The 19,108-nt window shown below is 68.1% G+C and carries 10 protein-coding genes; 6 read left to right on the top strand and 4 right to left on the bottom strand.

From position 1 onward, the window contains the following. Window positions 1–66 precede the first annotated feature (66 nt). The 5 genes from ACPL7H_RS13030 to ACPL7H_RS13010 all read left to right on the top strand — a co-directional run bounded on the left by ACPL7H_RS13030 (window position 67) and on the right by ACPL7H_RS13010 (window position 11,508). Window positions 67–3,438 (top strand): DEAD/DEAH box helicase family protein, encoded by a 3,372-nt coding sequence (locus tag ACPL7H_RS13030; RefSeq protein ID WP_424797313.1) that lies wholly within the window; start codon window positions 67–69, stop codon window positions 3,436–3,438. 219 nt (window positions 3,439–3,657) lie between these two features. Then, window positions 3,658–5,445, top strand: a complete 1,788-nt coding sequence (locus ACPL7H_RS13025; RefSeq protein ID WP_424797312.1) for an FAD-dependent oxidoreductase — start codon at window positions 3,658–3,660, stop codon at window positions 5,443–5,445. Continuing rightward, the gene (locus ACPL7H_RS13020) at window positions 5,429–6,370 is read left to right on the top strand and encodes a hypothetical protein (RefSeq protein ID WP_424797311.1); all 942 of its coding nucleotides are present in this window, start codon (window positions 5,429–5,431) and stop codon (window positions 6,368–6,370) included. Before ACPL7H_RS13025 ends, ACPL7H_RS13020 begins: the two co-directional genes overlap by 17 nt. A gap of 381 nt (window positions 6,371–6,751) precedes the next feature. Further along, entirely contained in the window at window positions 6,752–10,087 is a 3,336-nt protein-coding gene (ileS, locus tag ACPL7H_RS13015) for an isoleucine--tRNA ligase (protein ID WP_424797310.1), read from the top strand. Further along, window positions 10,084–11,508: a bifunctional folylpolyglutamate synthase/dihydrofolate synthase gene (locus tag ACPL7H_RS13010; protein ID WP_424797309.1), complete on the top strand. Its 1,425-nt coding sequence runs from the start codon at window positions 10,084–10,086 to the stop codon at window positions 11,506–11,508. The genes ileS and ACPL7H_RS13010 overlap by 4 nt, the downstream gene beginning before the upstream one ends. A 21-nt stretch (window positions 11,509–11,529) precedes the next feature. On the opposite strand, the gene pflA is transcribed toward ACPL7H_RS13010, so the two are convergent. From pflA to ACPL7H_RS12995, 3 genes are all read right to left on the bottom strand, one after another. Further along, window positions 11,530–12,405, bottom strand: a complete 876-nt coding sequence (pflA, locus tag ACPL7H_RS13005; protein ID WP_424797308.1) for a pyruvate formate-lyase-activating protein — start codon at window positions 12,403–12,405, stop codon at window positions 11,530–11,532. Between the two features lie 8 nt (window positions 12,406–12,413). Further along, window positions 12,414–14,675, bottom strand: coding sequence for a formate C-acetyltransferase (gene pflB, locus ACPL7H_RS13000; RefSeq protein WP_424797307.1), 2,262 nt, complete (start codon window positions 14,673–14,675; stop codon window positions 12,414–12,416). A gap of 105 nt (window positions 14,676–14,780) precedes the next feature. Next, window positions 14,781–15,893, bottom strand: coding sequence for a DUF418 domain-containing protein (locus tag ACPL7H_RS12995; protein ID WP_424797306.1), 1,113 nt, complete (start codon window positions 15,891–15,893; stop codon window positions 14,781–14,783). 137 nt (window positions 15,894–16,030) lie between these two features. Here ACPL7H_RS12995 and ACPL7H_RS12990 point away from each other — a divergent pair, with 137 nt between their 5' ends. Beyond that, a complete protein-coding gene (locus ACPL7H_RS12990) occupies window positions 16,031–17,710 on the top strand; it encodes a gamma-glutamyltransferase (RefSeq protein ID WP_424797305.1) in 1,680 nt (559 codons plus the stop codon). Window positions 17,711–17,722: 12 nt separating this feature from the next. On the opposite strand, the gene ACPL7H_RS12985 is transcribed toward ACPL7H_RS12990, so the two are convergent. Continuing rightward, window positions 17,723–18,961, bottom strand: coding sequence for a DUF418 domain-containing protein (locus tag ACPL7H_RS12985; RefSeq protein WP_424797304.1), 1,239 nt, complete (start codon window positions 18,959–18,961; stop codon window positions 17,723–17,725). Window positions 18,962–19,108: the final 147 nt, after the last annotated feature.

The raw sequence follows: 19,108 nt of genomic DNA, 5'->3' as shown, positions 1-19,108 counted from the left end.
GCCCGCATGGCTTGCGATCAGCGGGTACGCCGAGTCCACATGCAACGCTCGGGGGAAAGGAGCGTCGTGAGCAACTTCGCCTTCGTCAAGGCTGCGTTGCCCACAGTTCACCCCGACTGCGTCAAGGCCGAGTCCTACCTGAGTTCCGACCCGCGCGCGGCGTGTTTCTATAGCCGGCGCGCGATCGAGCACCTGGTCGCTTACCTCTACGAGGTTCTCAATCTGACCGAGCCGTACCGGGACGACCTGGCCGCTCGGATCAACGACAGCAGGTTCAAGACCCGCACCGGCAACAGCATCAACCAGAAACTCAACCTCATCCGCCGGCTCGGCAATACCGCCGTGCACGAGGCAAGGTCTTTGGCTTCCGACCACGGGCTCGCCGCGCTACGCGAACTGCACCATGTGGTGGTGTGGGCGGCCTTCCACCACTCCGCCGACCCCGCGGCCGTCCCGGTACGAACTCCGTTCGACCCGACACTGGCAGCCAAGGCGGCGCCGCTCTCACGTGACGAACTGGTGCGCCTGGCCAAGAAGTTCCAAGAGCAGGACGAAGCACACGCCCGGGAACTCGCCCAACGGGACGAACTCCTGGCCGCCCACGAGGAACGGATCGCCCAACTCCAGGCACAGATCGCTTCGGCTCAGGACGCCAAAGCGGCTGCCGGTATCGAAGACACCCGCGACTACAGCGAGGCCCAGACCCGCGAGGCCTATATCGATGTCGACTTACGCGCAGCCGGGTGGCTCCTGGACCAGGACCATGACCGGGAGTACCCGGTGGCCGGGATGCCCGGCGGAGGCCGCGGCTACATCGACTACGTGCTGTGGGGCTCCGACGGCCTACCGCTGGCAGTGGTGGAGGCCAAACGCGCCGGCAGCAGCGTCCAGGTCGGCCGACAGCAGGCCGAACTTTACGCCGACCGGCTGGAAGCCCAGTTCGGCCGCCGACCGGTGATCTTCTACACCAACGGGTACGAGCATTGGCTCTGGGACGACGCCGCCGGCTATCCGCCCCGGAAGGTGCAGGGTTTCTGCACCCGCGACGAACTGGAACTGATGGTCCAGCGCCGTCACACCCGCATGCCCCTGGCCACAGCCACGGTGGACACCGACATCGCCGGGAGGCCCTACCAGGTGCGGGCGATCAAGGCCATCGGTGAGGTGCTCGATAGCAGGGAACGCCGAGCCCTGCTGGTGATGGCCACCGGATCCGGGAAAACCCGCACCGTCATCGCCCTGGTGGACCAACTTATGAAAGCCGGTTGGGTCAAGCGGGTCCTGTTCCTGGCTGACCGTAACGCCCTGGTGCGCCAGGCGGTCGGGGCGTTCAAGGAGCACTTGCCCGCCGCCACAACGGTCAACCTGGTCACCGAACGAGACGGCGAGGGCAGGGTATACGTGTCGACCTACCCGACCATCATGAACCTCATCAACGAAGCCGACGATGACGCTACCCAGGCGCAGCGGTTCGGGCCCGGACACTTCGACCTGGTCATCATCGATGAGGCGCACCGGTCGGTCTATGCCAAGTACGGCGTGATCTTCGACTACTTCGACGCGATACTGGTGGGTTTGACCGCCACTCCGAAGGATGAGGTTGATTACAACACGTACCGTCTCTTCGACCTTGAGGAAGGCGTCCCCACCGACGCCTACAGCCTGGAGGACGCGGTAGCCGACGGATATCTGGTGCCGCCCAAGGGCGTGTCCGTGGGTACGAAATTCCTACGCCGGGGCATCCGCTACGACGAACTCAGCGAAGATGAGAAGGACCAGTGGGACGTTCTGGACTGGGGCGAGGGCGAGGCGCCCGATGAGGTGGGCGCCGAGGAACTCAACCGGTTCCTGTTCAACACCGACACCGTGGACAAGGTGCTCGAGACGCTCATGACGCGTGGGTACAAGGTCGCCGGTGGCGACCGGATCGGCAAGACCATCATCTTCGCCAAGAACCAGCGCCACGCGGAGTTCATCGCAGAACGTTTCGACATCAATTGGCCCGGGTACGCCGGACACTTCGCCCGCACGATCACCCACGCCAGCCCGTACGCCCAGCAACTGATCGAGGACTTCGCCACACCCACCAAGGCCCCGCACATCGCGATCAGCGTGGACATGCTCGACACCGGCATCGACATCCCCGAGGTGGTCAACCTCGTCTTCTTCAAGACTGTGTGGTCCAAGTCGAAGTACTGGCAGATGATCGGCCGGGGCACCCGCCTGCGCCCCGACCTGTTCGGCCCCGGCGCAGACAAGACCGACTTCCTCGTCTTCGACTTCTGCGGCAACCTGGAGTACTTCAACCAGGACCTGCCAGGCAGCGAAGGGTCGATACAGAAATCCCTCACCCAGCACTTGTTTGAAGCCCGGGTTGCCCTGGCTCGTGGGCTGCAGCACGTTCGGGTCGAACCGGACTTGCGGAGAAGTATCACGGCTGCGTTGCAGCAGACCGTGGCGGGCATGCACCCGGGCAACGTCCTGGTGCGGCCGCACCGCCGCGCCGTCGAACGTTTCTCAGAACCCTCGTCATGGGTATCGCTCAGCAGCGCGGATGCCGAGGACGTTCTCGAACTCGCCGGTCTTCCCTCATCGGTGCGCGATGAGGACGAGCACGCCAAGCGATTCGACCTGCTGATCCTGCGTCGTCAACTGGCCGACCTCGAAGGCGATACCGCTACGGCCGATCGGTTGCGAAAGACCATTCAGGCGATCGCCGGCGCCCTCCTGGGCAAGACCACGATTCCGATGGTCGCCGAGCAAGCGACGTTGCTGGAGGCCGTGGCATCCGATGGCTGGTGGGTGGACGTCACCCTGCCGATGCTGGAGTCGGTCCGGAAGCGGATGCGCTCCCTGGTGCGCCTTGCCGACTCGGCGCGGCGCAATCCCGTCTACACCGACTTCGTCGACGAACTCGGCGAGGCCAGCGCGATCGAGTTGGCGATGGTGACCCCGGGCACCGACCTGGACCGCTTCCGGCAGAAGGCGGCCGCATACCTGGTCCGGCACCAGGATCATGTGGCATTGCAGCGCTTGCGCAGGAACCGGCAACTGACTCCGGAGGATCTGGCTGCGTTGGAACAGATGCTGCTGGCCAGCGGAACCGGTGAGCCGCAGGACATTGCCGCTGCCGCCGAGCAGACCGGCGGCCTGGGGCTCTTCATCCGCTCCCTGGTGGGCCTGGACCGGCAGGCCGCCACCGAGGCATTCGCCGACTACCTGGACGCCGCCACGTTCACCGTCAACCAAGTGCGCTTCGTGGAGTTGGTGGTCGAGGAACTCACCGCCAACGGGATGATGGAACCAGGCCGGCTGTTCGAGTCGCCCTACACCGACCACGGCCGCGCGGACCTACTATTCACCGACTCCCAGGTCGATGCCATCGTGGCGACCCTTCGCGACATCAAAGCGAGAGCCATCCCGGAGAGTGTCGCGTAGCCGTCTTCACAGCCTCCGCTGCCAGCGGCGCTTCCGCGGAAGCGTTCGAGGCGGGCGATCCTGTACTCGGGTATCAACTCGCTCCTGGTCACGTCGTCTCGGGTCCTTCTATGCGTGCAGGTTTGGCGCGGCGATCGGCATTGTGGCTCTTGTCGCGCCCTGGTGCCAGGAGTAGCGTCAGTCCTCTCGGGGCCAGGCACCCACCCGGAGGTGGCGACCATGGAGGATTCGGCCCAGACCGATGGTGCGCAGGTGCCGGTCATGCTGGTCGTCACAACCGATCCGGTCACGCGTACGATCCTGGCTGAGGAGTTCCACCGTCGCTACGGGGTGGATTACGAGGTGGTGGTGTGCGACCACTACGACCACGCCGAAACGGTGTTGCAGGAGTTGGCACGCTTGGGTCGGGGAGTGGTACTCATCGCCGGCTGCTACGGTCCGGCGGACCGCCAGGGCCTGGGCTTCCTCGGGCGCACCTACGCCACCCATCCAGCGGCCAAACGCGTGGTGGTGGTGATCTGGGGCGACTTCGCCAGTGCCGCCACGGTGTTCCAGGCCGTGGGCCAGGGGCACGCGGACCTGGTTGTCGTGCGCCCCGAGCGCCCGCGCGATGAGGAGTTCCATGGCGCGATCACCGACGCCCTGGACGACTGGTACCTGGCCCACGGAGTCGGTTTCGAGGCGGTCCGGCTGATCGGCAGGCAACAAGATCGGCGCACCCACACACTGCGGGATATGTTCGGGCGCAACCACATCCCGGTGGGCTTCTATGCGGTGGAGTCCGCTGCCACCGAGCGGTTAGTGGCAGGCCTGAACCTGCAGGGTGCGGAGTTGCCGATCGTGGTGCTGCAGTTCACCTCCCCGCCCACGGTGCTGACCAACCCCAGCGACCTGCAGATCGCCGACGCCTTCGGCCTGACCGGCGCGCCCCCGGTGAACAAGGTGTTCGACGTGGCCATCGTCGGTGCCGGACCTTCCGGGCTGGCCGCCGCGGTCTACGCCTCATCCGAAGGGCTGAGCACCTTGGTCGTGGAACAACAAGCCGTCGGCGGCCAAGCCGGAACCAGTTCACTCATCCGCAACTATCCGGGCTTCTCCAGCGGGGTGAGCGGTGCGCACCTGGCCTACCGCTCCTTCAAACAGGCCTGGAGTTTCGGCACTGAATACCTGTTCATGCGCCAGGTCACCGGCCTGAAAACGGAGGAACACGTGCACTCGGTCAGGCTCTCGGACGGCACCCACATCCGGGCCCGCAGCGTGATCGTGGCCACTGGCGTGGACTATCGCCTCCTGCCGGTGCCCGAACTGGAGGCACTGGTCGGTAGGGGAGTGTTCTACGGCGCGGCGGTCGCCGAAGCACCCGCCATGACCGGCGAGCGGGTCGTGGTGGTCGGCGGCGGGAACTCCGCGGGGCAAGCGGCCTTGCACCTTGCCCGGTACGCCCGGCAGGTGGACCTGCTGGTCCGCGGCCCGAGCCTGGCCGCCAGCATGTCCCATTACCTCATCGACCAACTCACCGCGACGCCGAACGTGACCATCCGCTATCGCAGCGAGGTGGTCGGTGCCCGGGTGGTGGACGGCTGCCTGGCGGCACTCACCGTCGCGCGCGCGGAGCCTGCTGCGGGGCTCCCTGAGCCCTCCGAGCAAGAGATCGAAGCCGTGGGGTTGTTCGTGCTCATCGGATCAACGCCACGCACCTCCTGGCTGCCGCCGGACGTGGCCCGCGATGGCGCAGGGTTCGTGCTCACCGGAAGCCTCACACCGCAACGCTCGGCAGCACCGGCACCAGAGCCATCACCCTCACCCGCGCCATCACCCTCACCCGGGCCCGCGCCGTCGTCATTGGAGACGACCATGCCCGGGGTGTACGCGGTAGGCGATGTGCGGTCCGGGTCCATCAAGCGCGTCGCGACCGCCGTGGGGGACGGTGCGGCTGTGGTCGCTCACCTGCACACCTATCTGGCGAGCCATCCCATCCCACAGCCCGCCGATGTCCCCGCGCACTGAATCCCCCGTCCTCCCCGCGATGCGAGTGTTGCTGTACGTGGCTGCCTTCCTGGTGTTCCTGGCCGGGCTGCAGTTGTTCCTCTTCCCGGAACGGACCGACTCCTGGTTCGCCTGGACCATTGACCCGCCAATGACGGCGGTGTTCCTGGGCGCGGCCTACTGGTCCAGTGCCGTGCTGGAGGTCGGCGGGGCAAGATCGGTGACCTGGCAGCGGGCGCGGTTGTCGGTGTGGCCGGTGTTCCTCTTCACCACCCTGACGCTGGTGGTCACGCTGGTGCACCTGGACCGCTTCCACCTGGGCCCGGCCCATCCGCTCGGTGCCCGGGTGGTCACCTGGGCTTGGCTGGCTATCTACGTGGTGGTGCCGATAGCAATGGTCCTCATCGGCGTCCTGCAGGCCCGGGCGGGCCGGCTCCCCACCAACAGCGCGCCTGGCGGTGGCGTCCCGCCGGCCACCAACAGCACGCCCGACGGTGCCGGCCCGCGCCCGGCGTTGCCGGCCCCGGTGCGGCACCTGCTGGAGGTGCTGGCGCTGATCATGCTCACCGTTGGCGCGGCGCTCCTCGTGGCCCCACTGTGGGCCGCGGCGTGGTGGCCCTGGGACCTGACTGCCCTCACCGGGCGTGCCGTGGGGGCGTGGCTGGTGGGCCTGGGCTCGACGGCCGCCTACACCCGGCTACGGGGCCGGCGTAACACGGTGGGGGCGGTGGGGGCGACTGCGGTCAGTTTCGTGGCCCTCCAGTTGATTGCCCTGATCCGGCACGGCGATGACCTGCGCTGGACCGGCCTGCCCGCTGCCGGAATCATCCTGGTGCTGGCGGTGCTGGGAGTCACCGGGATCTGGCTGCTCGCCCTGTCCGGTACGGCACGAGCGGGTCGACCGAACCGGCCGGTGCACCAGCGGCCCAAGCACGGCAGAATCTGACGTTGGCGACGCGGATACCACGACGTAATCGATGTCGGCACGAGCTGGTTCATCAGGACCGGGCGCACAATGAGCAGATCCTGATCAGGATGGACCGCTGCGGGCCGCTGCCGGTGATACGAGCCACGCCAAGCCGTTAGGTGCCAGGGCTGCAGCCACGTTAGACTGAAACCTGGCATTGACCCGGCTATCACCGGTGAGCCATCCGGAAGAACGGGCCCCGCGGGTGCGGAGCCTCATTAGACCCGGACGGGACGGCCCGTCACAGCCGGGAACGAGTGGTCGCAGGCGCGGGCCGGCGGCAATCGAGGTGGTACCGCGGGGCTTCCCGAATCCGGGTGGCATCGTCCTCGCACGAAGGCGACGAGGAGAAGGACCCCGATGGCGCAGCAGGCAGGCGAGCACCAGGCCAACCAGCACCAGGCCAACCACTACCCCCGGCACAGCGATACCTCTGGTGTGCCCGCCTCCCCGGACCTGCCCGCCCTGGAACGACAGGTGCTGGCCTACTGGGAGGACGACGACACCTTCACCGCCTCGATCGACCAGCGCGAGGCAGGCACCGACGGCGCCAACGAGTACGTCTTCTACGACGGCCCGCCGTTCGCGAACGGCCTGCCCCACTACGGCCACCTGCTCACCGGCTACGTCAAGGACGTGGTGCCCCGGTACCAGACCATGCGGGGCAAGCGGGTGGAGCGGCGCTTCGGATGGGACACCCACGGCCTGCCCGCCGAACTGGAGGCGATGGACCAGCTCGGGATCAAGACCAAGGACGAGATCCTGGACATGGGGCTCGAGGCGTTCAACGCCGCCTCGAGGGCCTCGGTGCTGAAGTACACCGACGAGTGGCGCGACTATGTGACCCGCCAGGCCCGGTGGGTGGACTTCGACAATGACTACAAGACGCTCAACCCCGACTACATGGAGTCGGTGCTGTGGGCGTTCAAGCAACTCTGGGACAAGGGCCTGGTGTACGAGGGCTTCCGGGTGCTGCCCTACTGCTGGAACGACCAGACACCGCTGTCCAACCACGAGTTGCGCATGGACGAGGACGTCTACCAGTCCCGCCAGGACCCCTCGGTCACCGTCGGCTACCGCCTGGAGACCGGCGAACTCGCGCTGGTCTGGACCACCACCCCCTGGACGATGCCTTCCAACCTGTTGGTCGTCGTCGGGGAGGACATCGACTACATCGTCGTCGAAGCCCCGCACCCGGGCGATGACTCGCGCACCGAGCGCTACATCCTGGCCGAGGAGCGCCTGGAGGCCTACGCCCGGGAGCTGGCCGGCGGCGACGCCGACCTGGCCCGCTCGCGGATCGTGGACCGGCTCAAGGGCGCCGACCTGGTCGGGCGGTCCTACACCCCGCCGTTCACCTACTTCCAGGGCCACGAGGGGGCCCACCGCATCGTGGCCGATGACTACGTCACCACCACCGACGGCACCGGGCTGGTGCACAACGCCGGCGCCTTCGGTGAGGAGGACAAGCAGACCACCGACCGCGAGGGCATCGAACCGGTGCGCCCGGTGGGCACCGACGGTGCCTTCACGCCCCCGGTGGACGAGTACGCCGGGATGCTCGTATTCGACGCCAACCTGCCCATCATCGAGCACCTCAAGGCCGCCACCACCGGGCACGGTGACGCCGGGTCGGTCACCCCCGGTACGGTGCTGCTGCGCCGGGAGACCTACGACCACTCCTACCCACACTGCTGGCGCTGCCGTCAGCCGCTGATCTACATGGGCGTCTCGTCCTGGTTCGTGGAGGTGACGAAGTTCAAGGACCGGATGGTCGAACTGAACCAGCAGATCACCTGGGTGCCCGAGCACGTCAAGGACGGCCAGTTCGGCAAGTGGCTCTCCAACGCACGGGACTGGTCGATCTCGCGTAACCGGTTCTGGGGCAGCCCGATCCCGGTGTGGCGCAGCGACAACCCCGACTACCCCCGCACCGACGTGTACGGCTCGTTCGAGGAGATCGAGCGCGACTTCGGGCGCCTGCCCCGCAATGCCGAAGGCGAGGTGGACCTGCACCGTCCGTTCGTCGACGAACTCACCCGGCCCAACCCGGACGACCCCACGGGCTCCTCCACCATGCGCCGGATCGAGGACGTGCTCGATGTGTGGTTCGACTCCGGGTCGATGAGCTTCGCCCAGGTGCACTACCCGTTCGAGAACGCCGAATGGTTCGCCCGCCACTTCCCGGCCGACTTCATCGTGGAGTACATCGGCCAGACCCGCGGTTGGTTCTACACCCTGCACATCCTGGCAACCGCGCTGTTCGACCGGCCGGCGTTCTCCGCGTGCGTCAGCCACGGCATCGTGCTGGGCAACGACGGGCAGAAGATGTCCAAGTCGCTGCGCAACTACCCGGACGTTCGCGAGGTCTTCGATCGCAACGGCTCCGATGCGATGCGCTGGTTCCTGATGGCCTCCCCGATCCTGCGCGGCGGCAACCTGGTGGTCACCGAGGACGGCATCCGTGACGCGGTGCGCACCATCCTGCTGCCGTTGTGGAGCACCTGGTACTTCTTCAGCCTGTACGCCAACACCACCAATGACGGCGCGGGATACCAGGCCAAGCCCGTCACCACCGAGCGGGTGGCGCAACTGGGGGAGATGGACCAGTACCTGCTGGCCCGCACCCACGACCTGGCGCTGGAGGTCACCAAGGCGCTGGACGTCTACGACATCGCCGGGGCGGCGGAGTCGATCCGCGACCACCTCGATGTGCTGACGAACTGGTACGTGCGCACCCAACGCGACCGGTTCTGGGCCGAGGACGCCGACGCCTACGACACCCTGTGGACCGCACTGGAGGTGCTGTGCCGGCTGATGGCACCGCTGGCCCCGCTGGTGACCGAGGAGATCTGGCGCGGCCTGACCGGTGCGCGGTCGGTGCACCTGACCGACTGGCCGGTGCGCGACGGTAGCGGCATCACCGGATCGGTCGGCGGTGCCGTGGTGGAGGACGGCCTGGTTCCCAATGCGGACCTGGTCGCGGCGATGGACCAGGCCAGGACTGCGGTCTCGGCCGCCCACGGCATGCGCAAGGCCCACCAACTACGTGTCCGCCAGCCCCTGCGGCGGGTCTACATCGCGGTGCAGGAGCCCGAGGCTGTCCAGCCCTTCAGCGGCTTGATCGCCGAGGAGCTCAACGTCAAGGAGGTCGAACTGCTGCTTGCCGGAGATGAGGCGGCACACCGGTTCGGGGTGACGACCCGGTTGAGTGTGAACGCCCGGGTAGCCGGACCGCGCCTGGGCAAGGACGTGCAGACGGCGATCAAGGGCGCCCGTGCCGGGGACTGGGCCGAGCAGGACGGCACCGTCGTGGCCGGCGGTATCGAACTGCACGACGACGAGTACGAGTTGGTCACCCAGGTAGCCGAGGACGCCGACGGCCGGCAAGCGGTGGCGATACTGCCCGGCGGCGGATTCGCGGTGCTGGAACTGGCACTGGACGATCAGTTGCGTGCCGAGGGTTACGCCCGGGACGTGGTGCGCCAGGTCCAGGACGCCCGCAAGAGTGCGGGGCTACACGTGGCCGACCGGATCACGCTGACGCTGACCCCGCCCGCGCAATGGTCGGCAGCGGTGCAGGCTCACGCCGACTTCATCGCCGCCGAGACGCTGGCCACCTCGGTGCAGGTCCACTCCGGCAACGGCGCGGACCTCGGGGTGGACCTGGCCCGGGATGAGGAGTGGGGCGCATGAGCCGATCGCCAGCAGTTCCCGGCCCGGATCGACCCGGGACCGGAGAAGATGCCGCACCGGTGGATCCCGCACTCGCCGCCCGCGCCGAGGAGATCTATCAACAGATCGTCCAACGCAGGCCCGAGCACGACATCGAGCCCACCATCGAGCGGGTCCAGATGCTCACCGACCTGCTCGGACGCCCGCAGGATGCCTTCCGGGTGATCCAGGTGACCGGCACCAACGGCAAGACCTCCACCGCTCGGATGATCGAGCAGCTCCTGCGGGAAGCAGGTCTGCGTACCGGACGGTTCACCTCCCCGCACCTGCACACGGTGCGCGAGCGGATCAGCATCGACGGCGAGCCGATCTCGGTGGAGGCGTTCGTGGCCGTGTGGGAGGACGTGGAGCCGTATGTGCAGATGGTCGATGCACAACTCGCCGAGCGGGGGGAGTCCCGGCTGAGTTTCTTCGAAGTCCTCACCTCGATGGGCTATGCCGCCTTCGCCGACGCCCCGGTTGAGGTTGCGGTGGTGGAGGTGGGTCTGGGCGGCCTCTGGGACTCCACCAACGTTGCCGACGCCGAGGTGGCGGTCTTCACCCCGATCGCCCGGGACCACCAGCGCTGGCTGGGGGAGACCTTGGAGGAGATCGCCGAGGTCAAGGCCGGCATCATCAAGGAGCGCGACCCCGAAGTGGTGGTGATCAGCGCCGAGCAGACCGAGGAGGTCGCCTCGATCATCGCCCGCACCGCCGTCCGGCGCCGGGCCCGGGTGTTGGCCCAGGGTTTCGACCTGGGGATCGCCAACCGGGCTGTGGCGGTGGGTGGCCAGTTGCTCGACCTGAGCAGCGCCGGGGCCCTGTACACCGAGATCTTCCTGCCGCTGCACGGCGCACACCAGGCACAGAACGCGCTGCTGGCGCTGGCTGCGGTGGAATCCTTCTTCGGCGGCGGGGCGCTGGACGGCAGCCTGGTCGAGGCAGCCTTCGCCGCGGTGACGTCACCGGGACGGCTGGAACTGGCTCGATCAAGCCCGGCGGTGCTGCTCGACGCCGCACACAACCCGGCCGGGGCGAAGGCGCTGGTCGAGGCCCTGCAGGAGGCCTTCTCCTTCACCCGCCTGGTCGGGGTGGTGGGCATCATGGCGGACAAGGACGTGGACGGGATCCTGGTCGAACTGGAACCGGCGCTCGATGAGGTGGTGATCACCCAGTCCACCTCGATGCGGTCGATGGATGCCGAGGACCTGGCCGAGATCGCCCGCGACATCTTCGACCCCGATCAGGTGCACGTGGCCCCGTTCGTGGGGGATGCGATCGCCCTCGCCGCGGACCTGGCCGAGCAGGGCCAGGTGGACCAGATTGCTTCCGGCACCGGTGTGCTGGTGACCGGATCGGTGATGCTGGCCGCGGACGCGCGCGCGATTCTCGGCCACGGGTGAGAGGCCGCGCCGGTCGTGTGATCAGTACGTCCTGAGCCCGCGTGCCCGGAACTGCCCGCGCACTCGCTCGATCAGTTCCGGGGACGGCGGGCAGGTATCGGCCAATTCATACGGCAGGCCCAGCGAGACCCACTTGTCCCTGCCCATCTGGTGGAACGGCAGCACCTCCACCCGGGCCACGGACGACCACGGCGCGACCTGAGCCGCAACCTGATCAACGTTCTGCGCGTCGTCGGTCAGGCCCGGGACCAGCACGAACCGCACCCACATCTGTACCCCGGCAGCGTCCAGCCGGGCACCGAACCGCAGCGTGGGCGCCAGTGATCCTCCGGTGACCCGTCTGTAGGTCTGCTCGTTGCCGGACTTCACATCCAGCAGCACCAGGTCGATATCGCCCAGCATCTCCTCGCCGCACACAGAACCGAGGAACCCCGAGGTGTCGATAGCGGTGTGCACGCCCATCTGCCGCGCCCCCGCCAGGATCCGGGCGGCGAAGGCCGGCTGCATCAGCACCTCCCCACCGGAGAGGGTGAGTCCGCCGCCGGTCGCGGCGAACACGGCGCGGTACCGGCGCACCAGCGCCAGCACGTCGTCGGCCCGGACCGCTTGTTCCTCGCGCATCCGCAGCATGTCCGGATTGTGGCAGTACAGGCAACGCAGTGGGCAACCGGACAGGAAGACGACCAGCCGGGTACCCGGCCCGTCCACCGCGGTGGACAACTCCCAGGAATGCACCGTACCCAACTCGCCGGAGCGCATGCCGGCCTCCAGGTCACCGCCCGTCAGGTCTCTGGTCGGAAGTCCGTTCAGACCGGCGCCGGCCAGCCGCTCGCGCGGGGCGTCCGGGTACGGCGGGCCCACCGGGGCGGGAGTCTGCGGGACCAGCGCGGGCGTCATCGTTCACCTCACGAGGATGTGTGGAAGGTCCGGGACAGCACATCCATCTGCTGCTCACGGGTGAGTTTGACGAAGTTCACCGCGTAGCCCGAAACCCGCACGGTCAGGTTGGGATAGTCCTGGGGGTTGTCCATCGCGTCCTGGAGGGTGGCCTTGTTCAGCACGTTGACGTTCGCGTGGAACAACCCTGAGCCGAAGCCGGCGTCCAGAATCCCGACCAGGTTCGCGACCTGCTCGGCCTTCGTGTGCCCGAGTCCGGCGGGAGTGATGGTGTTGGTCAGCGAGATTCCATCCAGCGCATCGGCGTAGGGCAGTTTCGCCACCGACAGCATCGAGGCGACCATTCCGTGGGTGTCCCGGCCGTTGCCCGGGTTGGCGCCGGGGGAGAACGGGGTGCCCGCTCGGTGCCCGCACGGGAACGAGCCGGTGGCCTTGCCGTAGACGACGTTGGAGGTGATCGTCAGCACCGACTGCGTGGGCACCGCATCGCGGTACCGGGGCAGAGCACGGATCTTGTTCATCACCGTCGTGACCACCAACCGGGCGAGATCGTCGGCGCGGTCGTCGTCGTTGCCGTACCGGGGGAACTCACCCTCGGTCCGGTAGTCCACGATCAGCCCGGACTCATCGCGGACCGGGGTGACGCTGGCGTACTTGATCGCTGCGAGGCTGTCCGCCACGATCGACAGTCCGGCGATCCCGCAGCCCAGGGTCCGCACCACCTCGGTGTCGTGCAGTGCCATCTCGATCGCCTCATAGGCGTACTTGTCGTGGCTGTAGTGAATGATGTTCAACGCTTCCACATACGTCTCGGCGACCCAGCCGAGCATGGCCTCGAACGCGTCCCACACCTGCTCGAAGTCCAGCGGCGCCGACCCCCGGGTCGGCTCGAATCCGGGCACCACCGGCTGACCGGACACTTCGTCCCGGCCGCCGTTGAGGGCGTACAGCAACGTCTTGGCGATGTTCATCCGGGCGCCGAAGAATTGCATCTGCTTGCCGATGCGCATCGCCGAGACACAGCACGCGATCGCCGCGTCGTCACCGAAATGCTCTCGCACGTGGTCATCGCAGATGTACTGCAGGGAGGATGTCTCCACGCTGATCGCCGCGGCGAACTCCTGGTACGGTCCGGGCAGTTCCTCGTCCCACAGCACCGTGATGTTCGGCTCCGGTGCCGGGCCCAGGTTGCGCAGCGTCTGCAGCAGCCGGAACGAGGTCCGGGTGACCGTTGTTCGCCCATCCTCACCGAAGCCACCGTCGGTCCAGGTGGCCCAGTAGGGGTCCCCGGAGAAGACCTGATCGTAGGCCTCGGTGCGCAGGAAGCGCACGATCCGTAACTTGATCACCAGCGCATCGATGAGTTCCTGTGCCTCGGTCTCGGTCAGCACCCCTTCGGCGAGGTCACGTTCGATGTAGATGTCGAAGAACCCGGAGAGCCGACCGAAACTCATCGCGGCACCGTCCTGGGACTTGATCGCCCCCAGGTAGGCCAGGTACGTCCACTGCACCGCCTCCCGGGCATCGGCGGCCGGCCGGGTCAGGTCGAACCCGTACTGGTGGCCCAGCGTGATGAGTTTGCGCAGTGCCCTGATCTGCTCGGCGTGCTCCTCGCGGGACCGTGCCCACTCCTCGGAGAATCCCTGCCCGGCCTGATCGGCCAGCGCCTGCTGCTTGTGCGCGATCAACGCATCGATGCCGTACAGCGCCACCCGCCGGTAGTCACCGATGATCCGGCCCCGCCCGTAGGAGTCCGGCAACCCCGTGATCAGGTGCACCGAGCGTGCCGACCGGACGCGCGGGGTGTACATGTCGAACACGGCGTCGTTGTGGGTCCTGCGGTACCGGGTGAAGATCTCCTTGATCCGTTCATCGACCTCACCGCCCGCTTCCTCGATCGCGGTCTGCACCATCCGCCAGCCGCCGGCCGGCATCATCGCCCGCTTCAGGGGCACATCGGTCTGCAACCCGACGACGACGTCGTCGTCGCCGCTGATGTAGCCGGGGCCGAAGGCGTCGATGTCCGCCGGGGTGCTGGTGTCCACGTCGTAGACCCGCCGGCTGCGCTCCACCGACAGGTAGTCCCGTTCCAGGGTGGCCCACAGCCTGCGGGTCTTGTCGGTGGAGCCGGTCAGGAACCCGGGATCGCCGTGGTAGGGCCGGTGGTTGCGGGTGAGGAAGTCGCGCACGTTGATCGTGTGCGTCCATGGCCCCTCGTAGAACCCGCGCCACGCGGGTTGGAGTCCGGACCGGACCGTGGTCGTGGTCATAGTTCACATCCCAGGTTGAGTGCCGCACGGCCAGGCTACGGCGAGCGATGGCCGCATCCCTGGGACCAACGGCCCGCCCAGGAGGGGGCGGGCGCACGGGGTGGTTCAGGGGGCCGTGTGTGATCTGCGCGGTCCCCAGCGCAGTAGTGCCTCCAGGGGGCCACGGCCCACGAAGTGGCGCCACAGCGTGGCCGCAACGACCAGGACCAGGGCGAGCGCCACCGTCGTCAGCGCACCACCGATCAGGGTGTGCGGGCCGGGGCGTACGAACACCGCCAGGAGCACCATGTGCGCCACGTACACGGTGAGGGCCATCTGCCCGGTGGCCACCAGCGGCCACGACGCCCCACCCAAGGCGGGTTGCACCAGGAGCGCCAACCCCAGCACGAACACTCCTGCTGCCGTGCCGGCCACCAGCCACAGCGGCATCTGCGAGTGGGCACCCCCGGAGATTAGCCGTTCGGCGCCCAGGGCCTCACCCGCAGGGCCCACGGCCGCCTCCAGCACCCGCGTGAGCACCTCGGCGGCCACGGCCACCACGCCGCCGAGGGTGAGCAGGCGCAACTGCACGTCTCGATCACCCAGGCGCAGGCGCCCCAGCCACATCCCGAACAGGAACGGGGCCAGCCACGTCAGCATCGGGTAAGGCCCGGAGGCCACCGTGGACACGAGGATCTGAAGGGGCGGATCCAGCACAGTGGCCGGCTCCCGGTCGAACTCGGCGCCACCGGACTGCATCACGAGCCACAACACCGGCCCCGCCAACGTGACGCCACCGGTGCCTGCCAGAAGGAGCCAACTGGGAGCGCGCACGAACAACAGTGCCACGACGAACAGCGCAGCGTAGGTGGTCAGGATGACGTCGATCTCGTGGTCGAGCAGTTGGGTGCTGAGTCCGATCAAGCCCAGCAGAACCGCCCGCCACAGCACCTGCTGCCACGGCACCGGACCACCCTGGCGGGCCCGGCGGGTGAGCAGGGTGTAGCCGATTCCGGCCAGCAGCACGAACAGCAATGAGGCCCGTCCGTGCGGGAGCACCAGCAACTTGCCCGTGATCCCGGAACCGTCCAGCGGGCCCACGTTCACCGCGAGCATGCCCAGAATCGCCAACGCACGGGCGGCATCCAGGCCCTCGACCCGGCGCCCGGAGGATTCCGCGGTGGGAGAGTGCGCGCTCCCGCCGGGCTTCCCCAGGTGCGAATCCGGTGCCGAGTCCACCGATTCAATGTAGCCGTGGCCCCCTGGCGCTGCCCGTTCAGGCACGCCGTTGCCGCAGGGGCTGCTGACCCGGCCCGACACGCGAGGACGTGACCGGGCGGGTACGGTGGCAGCCGATCGACGGGAAGGACCTGGCCATGTCCCGACAACTCACCATCACCGTGGCGGCCGCGGCCCTGCTGCTGGCCGGCTGTTCGGCGGCGCCGGAAGACGACGTCCAACCGACCCCGACCACGGAGCAGCCCGCCCCCACCGACACCGACGAGCCGACCGACGAACCGTCCGAGCCCACGCAGGAGCCCGAGCCGGAGCCGGAGCCGGAGCCGGAGAGTCCATTGGCCCAGTACGGCATCAGTGCCGCTCACCCACTGGCAGCGGCCGCGGGGGAGGAGATCTTCGATGCCGGCGGCAACGCCGCCGATGCGATCGTGGCGGCTGCCTTCGCGGTGTCGGTGGTGGAACCGTTCGCTTCCGGGATCGGTGGCGGCGGTTCGGCCATCGTGGTGCCCGCCGAGGGGGAGGCGCAGGCCTACGACTATCGCGAGGTCGTCCCGAACTCGGGGACGATCGGCGCCGGTGGAGCCGGAGTTCCGGGATTCGTGGCGGGCCTAGGTCATCTGCACGAGGAGTACGGCGAGCTGGAGTGGGACCAGGTACTGGCTCCGGCCATCGACCTCGCCCGGGACGGTTTCGAGGTCAGCCCGTTCCTGGCGTTGCGGATGCGCTCGGACTACGGGCCGGAGGCGATCAGCGGCCTGGAGCACTACGCCCCCGGCGGGCAGCCTCTCGACCAGGGCGACCTGTTGGTGCAGGCCGACCTGGCTACCACCATGTCAACCATCGCCCAGGAGGGCCCGGATGCCTACTACACCGGCTCCCTGGCGCAGGATCTCAGCGTCGTCGACGGCCTGGACGCACAGTCGCTCGCCGACTATGAGGTGATGACCTCCTCACCGGTGCGCGGGGAGTTCGCCGGGTACGAGGTGCTCGGTCCGGCGCCTCCGCTGCCCGGGGTGTCGCTGATCCAGATGCTGCAGATCGCCGAGGCCGGGGGGCTGGACGGCACCGAACCGGGGTCGGCTGCGTTCATCGAACTGATCGGCCGGGGCTGGGAGTCCGGCTACGAGACCACCACCACGGTGCTGGGCGATCCGGCGTTCGTGGACGTGCCGGTGGACGAACTCACCAACGCCCAGGCCAACGCCGGACTGGCCGGTGGCACCGTTCAGCCGCCCACCTTCGGGCCTCCCGATCCGGGAACCGCCGGCAACACCACCCACCTGACCGCCGTGGACCCCGACGGGCTGCTGATCTCCATGACGAACACGATCACGAGTTTCTGGGGCTCCCAGCAGCACGTCGGCGGGTACTTCCTGAACAACCAACTCACCCGGTTCGACGCCATCGGCACCACCGCGGCCAACCAGCCCGAAGCGGGCAGACGCTCCGTGAGTTGGTCCCTGCCCGCCGTCGTCGTCGACGCCGAGGGCAGAGCGGTCCTGGGAATCGGCACTCCCGGCGCCGAACGGATCCCGCAGGTCCTGGCCCAGGTGATCAGCCGCTGGGCGGTGCATGACCAGACCCTGACGGAGGCCACCGAGGCCCCGCGGTTCTCCTACGAGGACGGTCAGTTGCTGCTCGAGGCCGAACCCTCCGCCGGGTTCGCCCAGGGGGTGAGCGGGTCCTACGAGGTGGTCCCGCCGGAGTGGGCCTACTTCGGTTCCCTGCAGGCTCTGGAGGTCGACTATGACACCGGGGAGGTCACCGGACCGGTCGACGAGCGACGGGAGGCGGCCGTGGTTATCGGAGCGCCTTGACCGGCCCACCGCTCATCGGTAGACCAGCCGACGCAGGAGGGTCTCGGCCGGTCCGCGGTACTGCCGCCGCTCCCACAGGTAGGCCAGCGCAGCCAGTACGGCCCAGGTCGCGATGGCCAGGCCCGCCGCCGCAGCCGAACCGATCGTGGCGCCCAGACCCAGGCCCCAGGCCGTCAGTACCGGAGCCAGCAGCACCGACTGGCCCAGATAGCTGGACAGGGACCGCTTGCCCACCGCGGCCACCGCCACCACCGGCAGGCTCGAGGCCACCGGGCGATTCTGGATCCGGTAGGCGATCAGGGTGAACAGAGCCACGTAACCCAGGCCACCGAAGACGTTGGTGAGCATCTCCACGCTGCCGAAGATCCACGAGACGTGATCACCTACCTGCAGCGCGCCCACGTGATACAGCGCGTGCGGAATGCCACCACCGAAGGCCACCCCCAGGCCGATCACCGCGGTACGGCGCAACAAGGGCAGGTGCGCCCCGGGGTTCTCCAGGATCCCCCGCCGAGCGGCCCAGAGGGCCAGCAGGATCATCACCGGCACCACCACGTTGACGAACGCCTGGGTCAGCAACGTCACCGGCCAGCCGGCGGCTCGCATCAGTACCGATGTCACGTAGTTCGACTCCGCGCTGACGGCCACCCCCATCCCGTAGAACTCCGCGCCGAAGGTCTCCTCGGCAGCCATGTCGGTGGGCACGAACGGCAGACTGATCAGCGACACCACCGCCGTCAGCGCCAGCAGCCCGGTGATCACAGCAGCCCAGACGATCAGGGTCCTGTCCCTGCGGCGGAAGAACAGCGCCACCAGCACCAGCCCGGCCAGGCCGTAGGCGCTGACCACATCACCGACCCACAGCAGGGCGGCGTGGAGGAAGCCGAAGGCGATCATCCACAGGTGCCGTCGCCGCAACAGTCGCCGCGCCGCGCCGTCATCGGCTCCGGCTTCGCGCTGCCGGCGGTAGAGCTGGACGATGCCGTAGCCGAACAGGAACGCGAACAGCGGGTAGATGCGCCCGTCCACGGCCACGATCATCACCGCTTGCACGGCCCGGTCCAGGCCGGACCCCTCCACCGGGTGCATCGTGGTGGTGCCTTGGGTGGACCCGTACAGGAACCAGGGGACGTTCGCCAGGGCGATCAGCAGCAGCATCGCCCCCCGGGCCAGGTCCGGGGCCAGGGCACGTTCGCCGGAACTGACCGGGCCCCGTGGCGCGGGGATACTGGTTCGCGGTGTACGGCTCATGCACGAGATCGTGGCAGACGGCCCGGATCAGCACATCTGACGCCTGTCACCAATGCACGCGTGGGCGGTTCGGCTGGGAGGATAGGGGTGCGATCTGGCCAAGCCGGTCCATCCGGTCCACAGTGGGACGTAACACTCCACGGCGCA

The organism is Pseudactinotalea sp. Z1732 (assembly GCF_049724975.1).
In the GTDB taxonomy this organism is placed as follows: domain Bacteria; phylum Actinomycetota; class Actinomycetes; order Actinomycetales; family Beutenbergiaceae; genus CALKWS01.
The sequence above is the reverse complement of the archived record's forward strand: the minus strand, read 5'-3'. Positions and strand labels throughout refer to the sequence as shown.

Excerpts from the sequence above, each read along its gene's own strand:
- ACPL7H_RS12985 (WP_424797304.1), bottom strand. The coding sequence starts at position 18,961 with ATGAGCCGTACACCGCGAACCAGTATCCCCGCGCCACGGGGCCCGGTC.
- ileS (WP_424797310.1), top strand. The coding sequence starts at position 6,752 with ATGGCGCAGCAGGCAGGCGAGCACCAGGCCAACCAGCACCAGGCCAAC.
- ACPL7H_RS13020 (WP_424797311.1), top strand. The coding sequence starts at position 5,429 with ATGTCCCCGCGCACTGAATCCCCCGTCCTCCCCGCGATGCGAGTGTTG.
- pflA (WP_424797308.1), bottom strand. The coding sequence starts at position 12,405 with ATGACGCCCGCGCTGGTCCCGCAGACTCCCGCCCCGGTGGGCCCGCCG.
- ACPL7H_RS13010 (WP_424797309.1), top strand. The coding sequence starts at position 10,084 with ATGAGCCGATCGCCAGCAGTTCCCGGCCCGGATCGACCCGGGACCGGA.
- ACPL7H_RS13025 (WP_424797312.1), top strand. The coding sequence starts at position 3,658 with ATGGAGGATTCGGCCCAGACCGATGGTGCGCAGGTGCCGGTCATGCTG.
- pflB (WP_424797307.1), bottom strand. The coding sequence starts at position 14,675 with ATGACCACGACCACGGTCCGGTCCGGACTCCAACCCGCGTGGCGCGGG.
- ACPL7H_RS12990 (WP_424797305.1), top strand. The coding sequence starts at position 16,031 with ATGTCCCGACAACTCACCATCACCGTGGCGGCCGCGGCCCTGCTGCTG.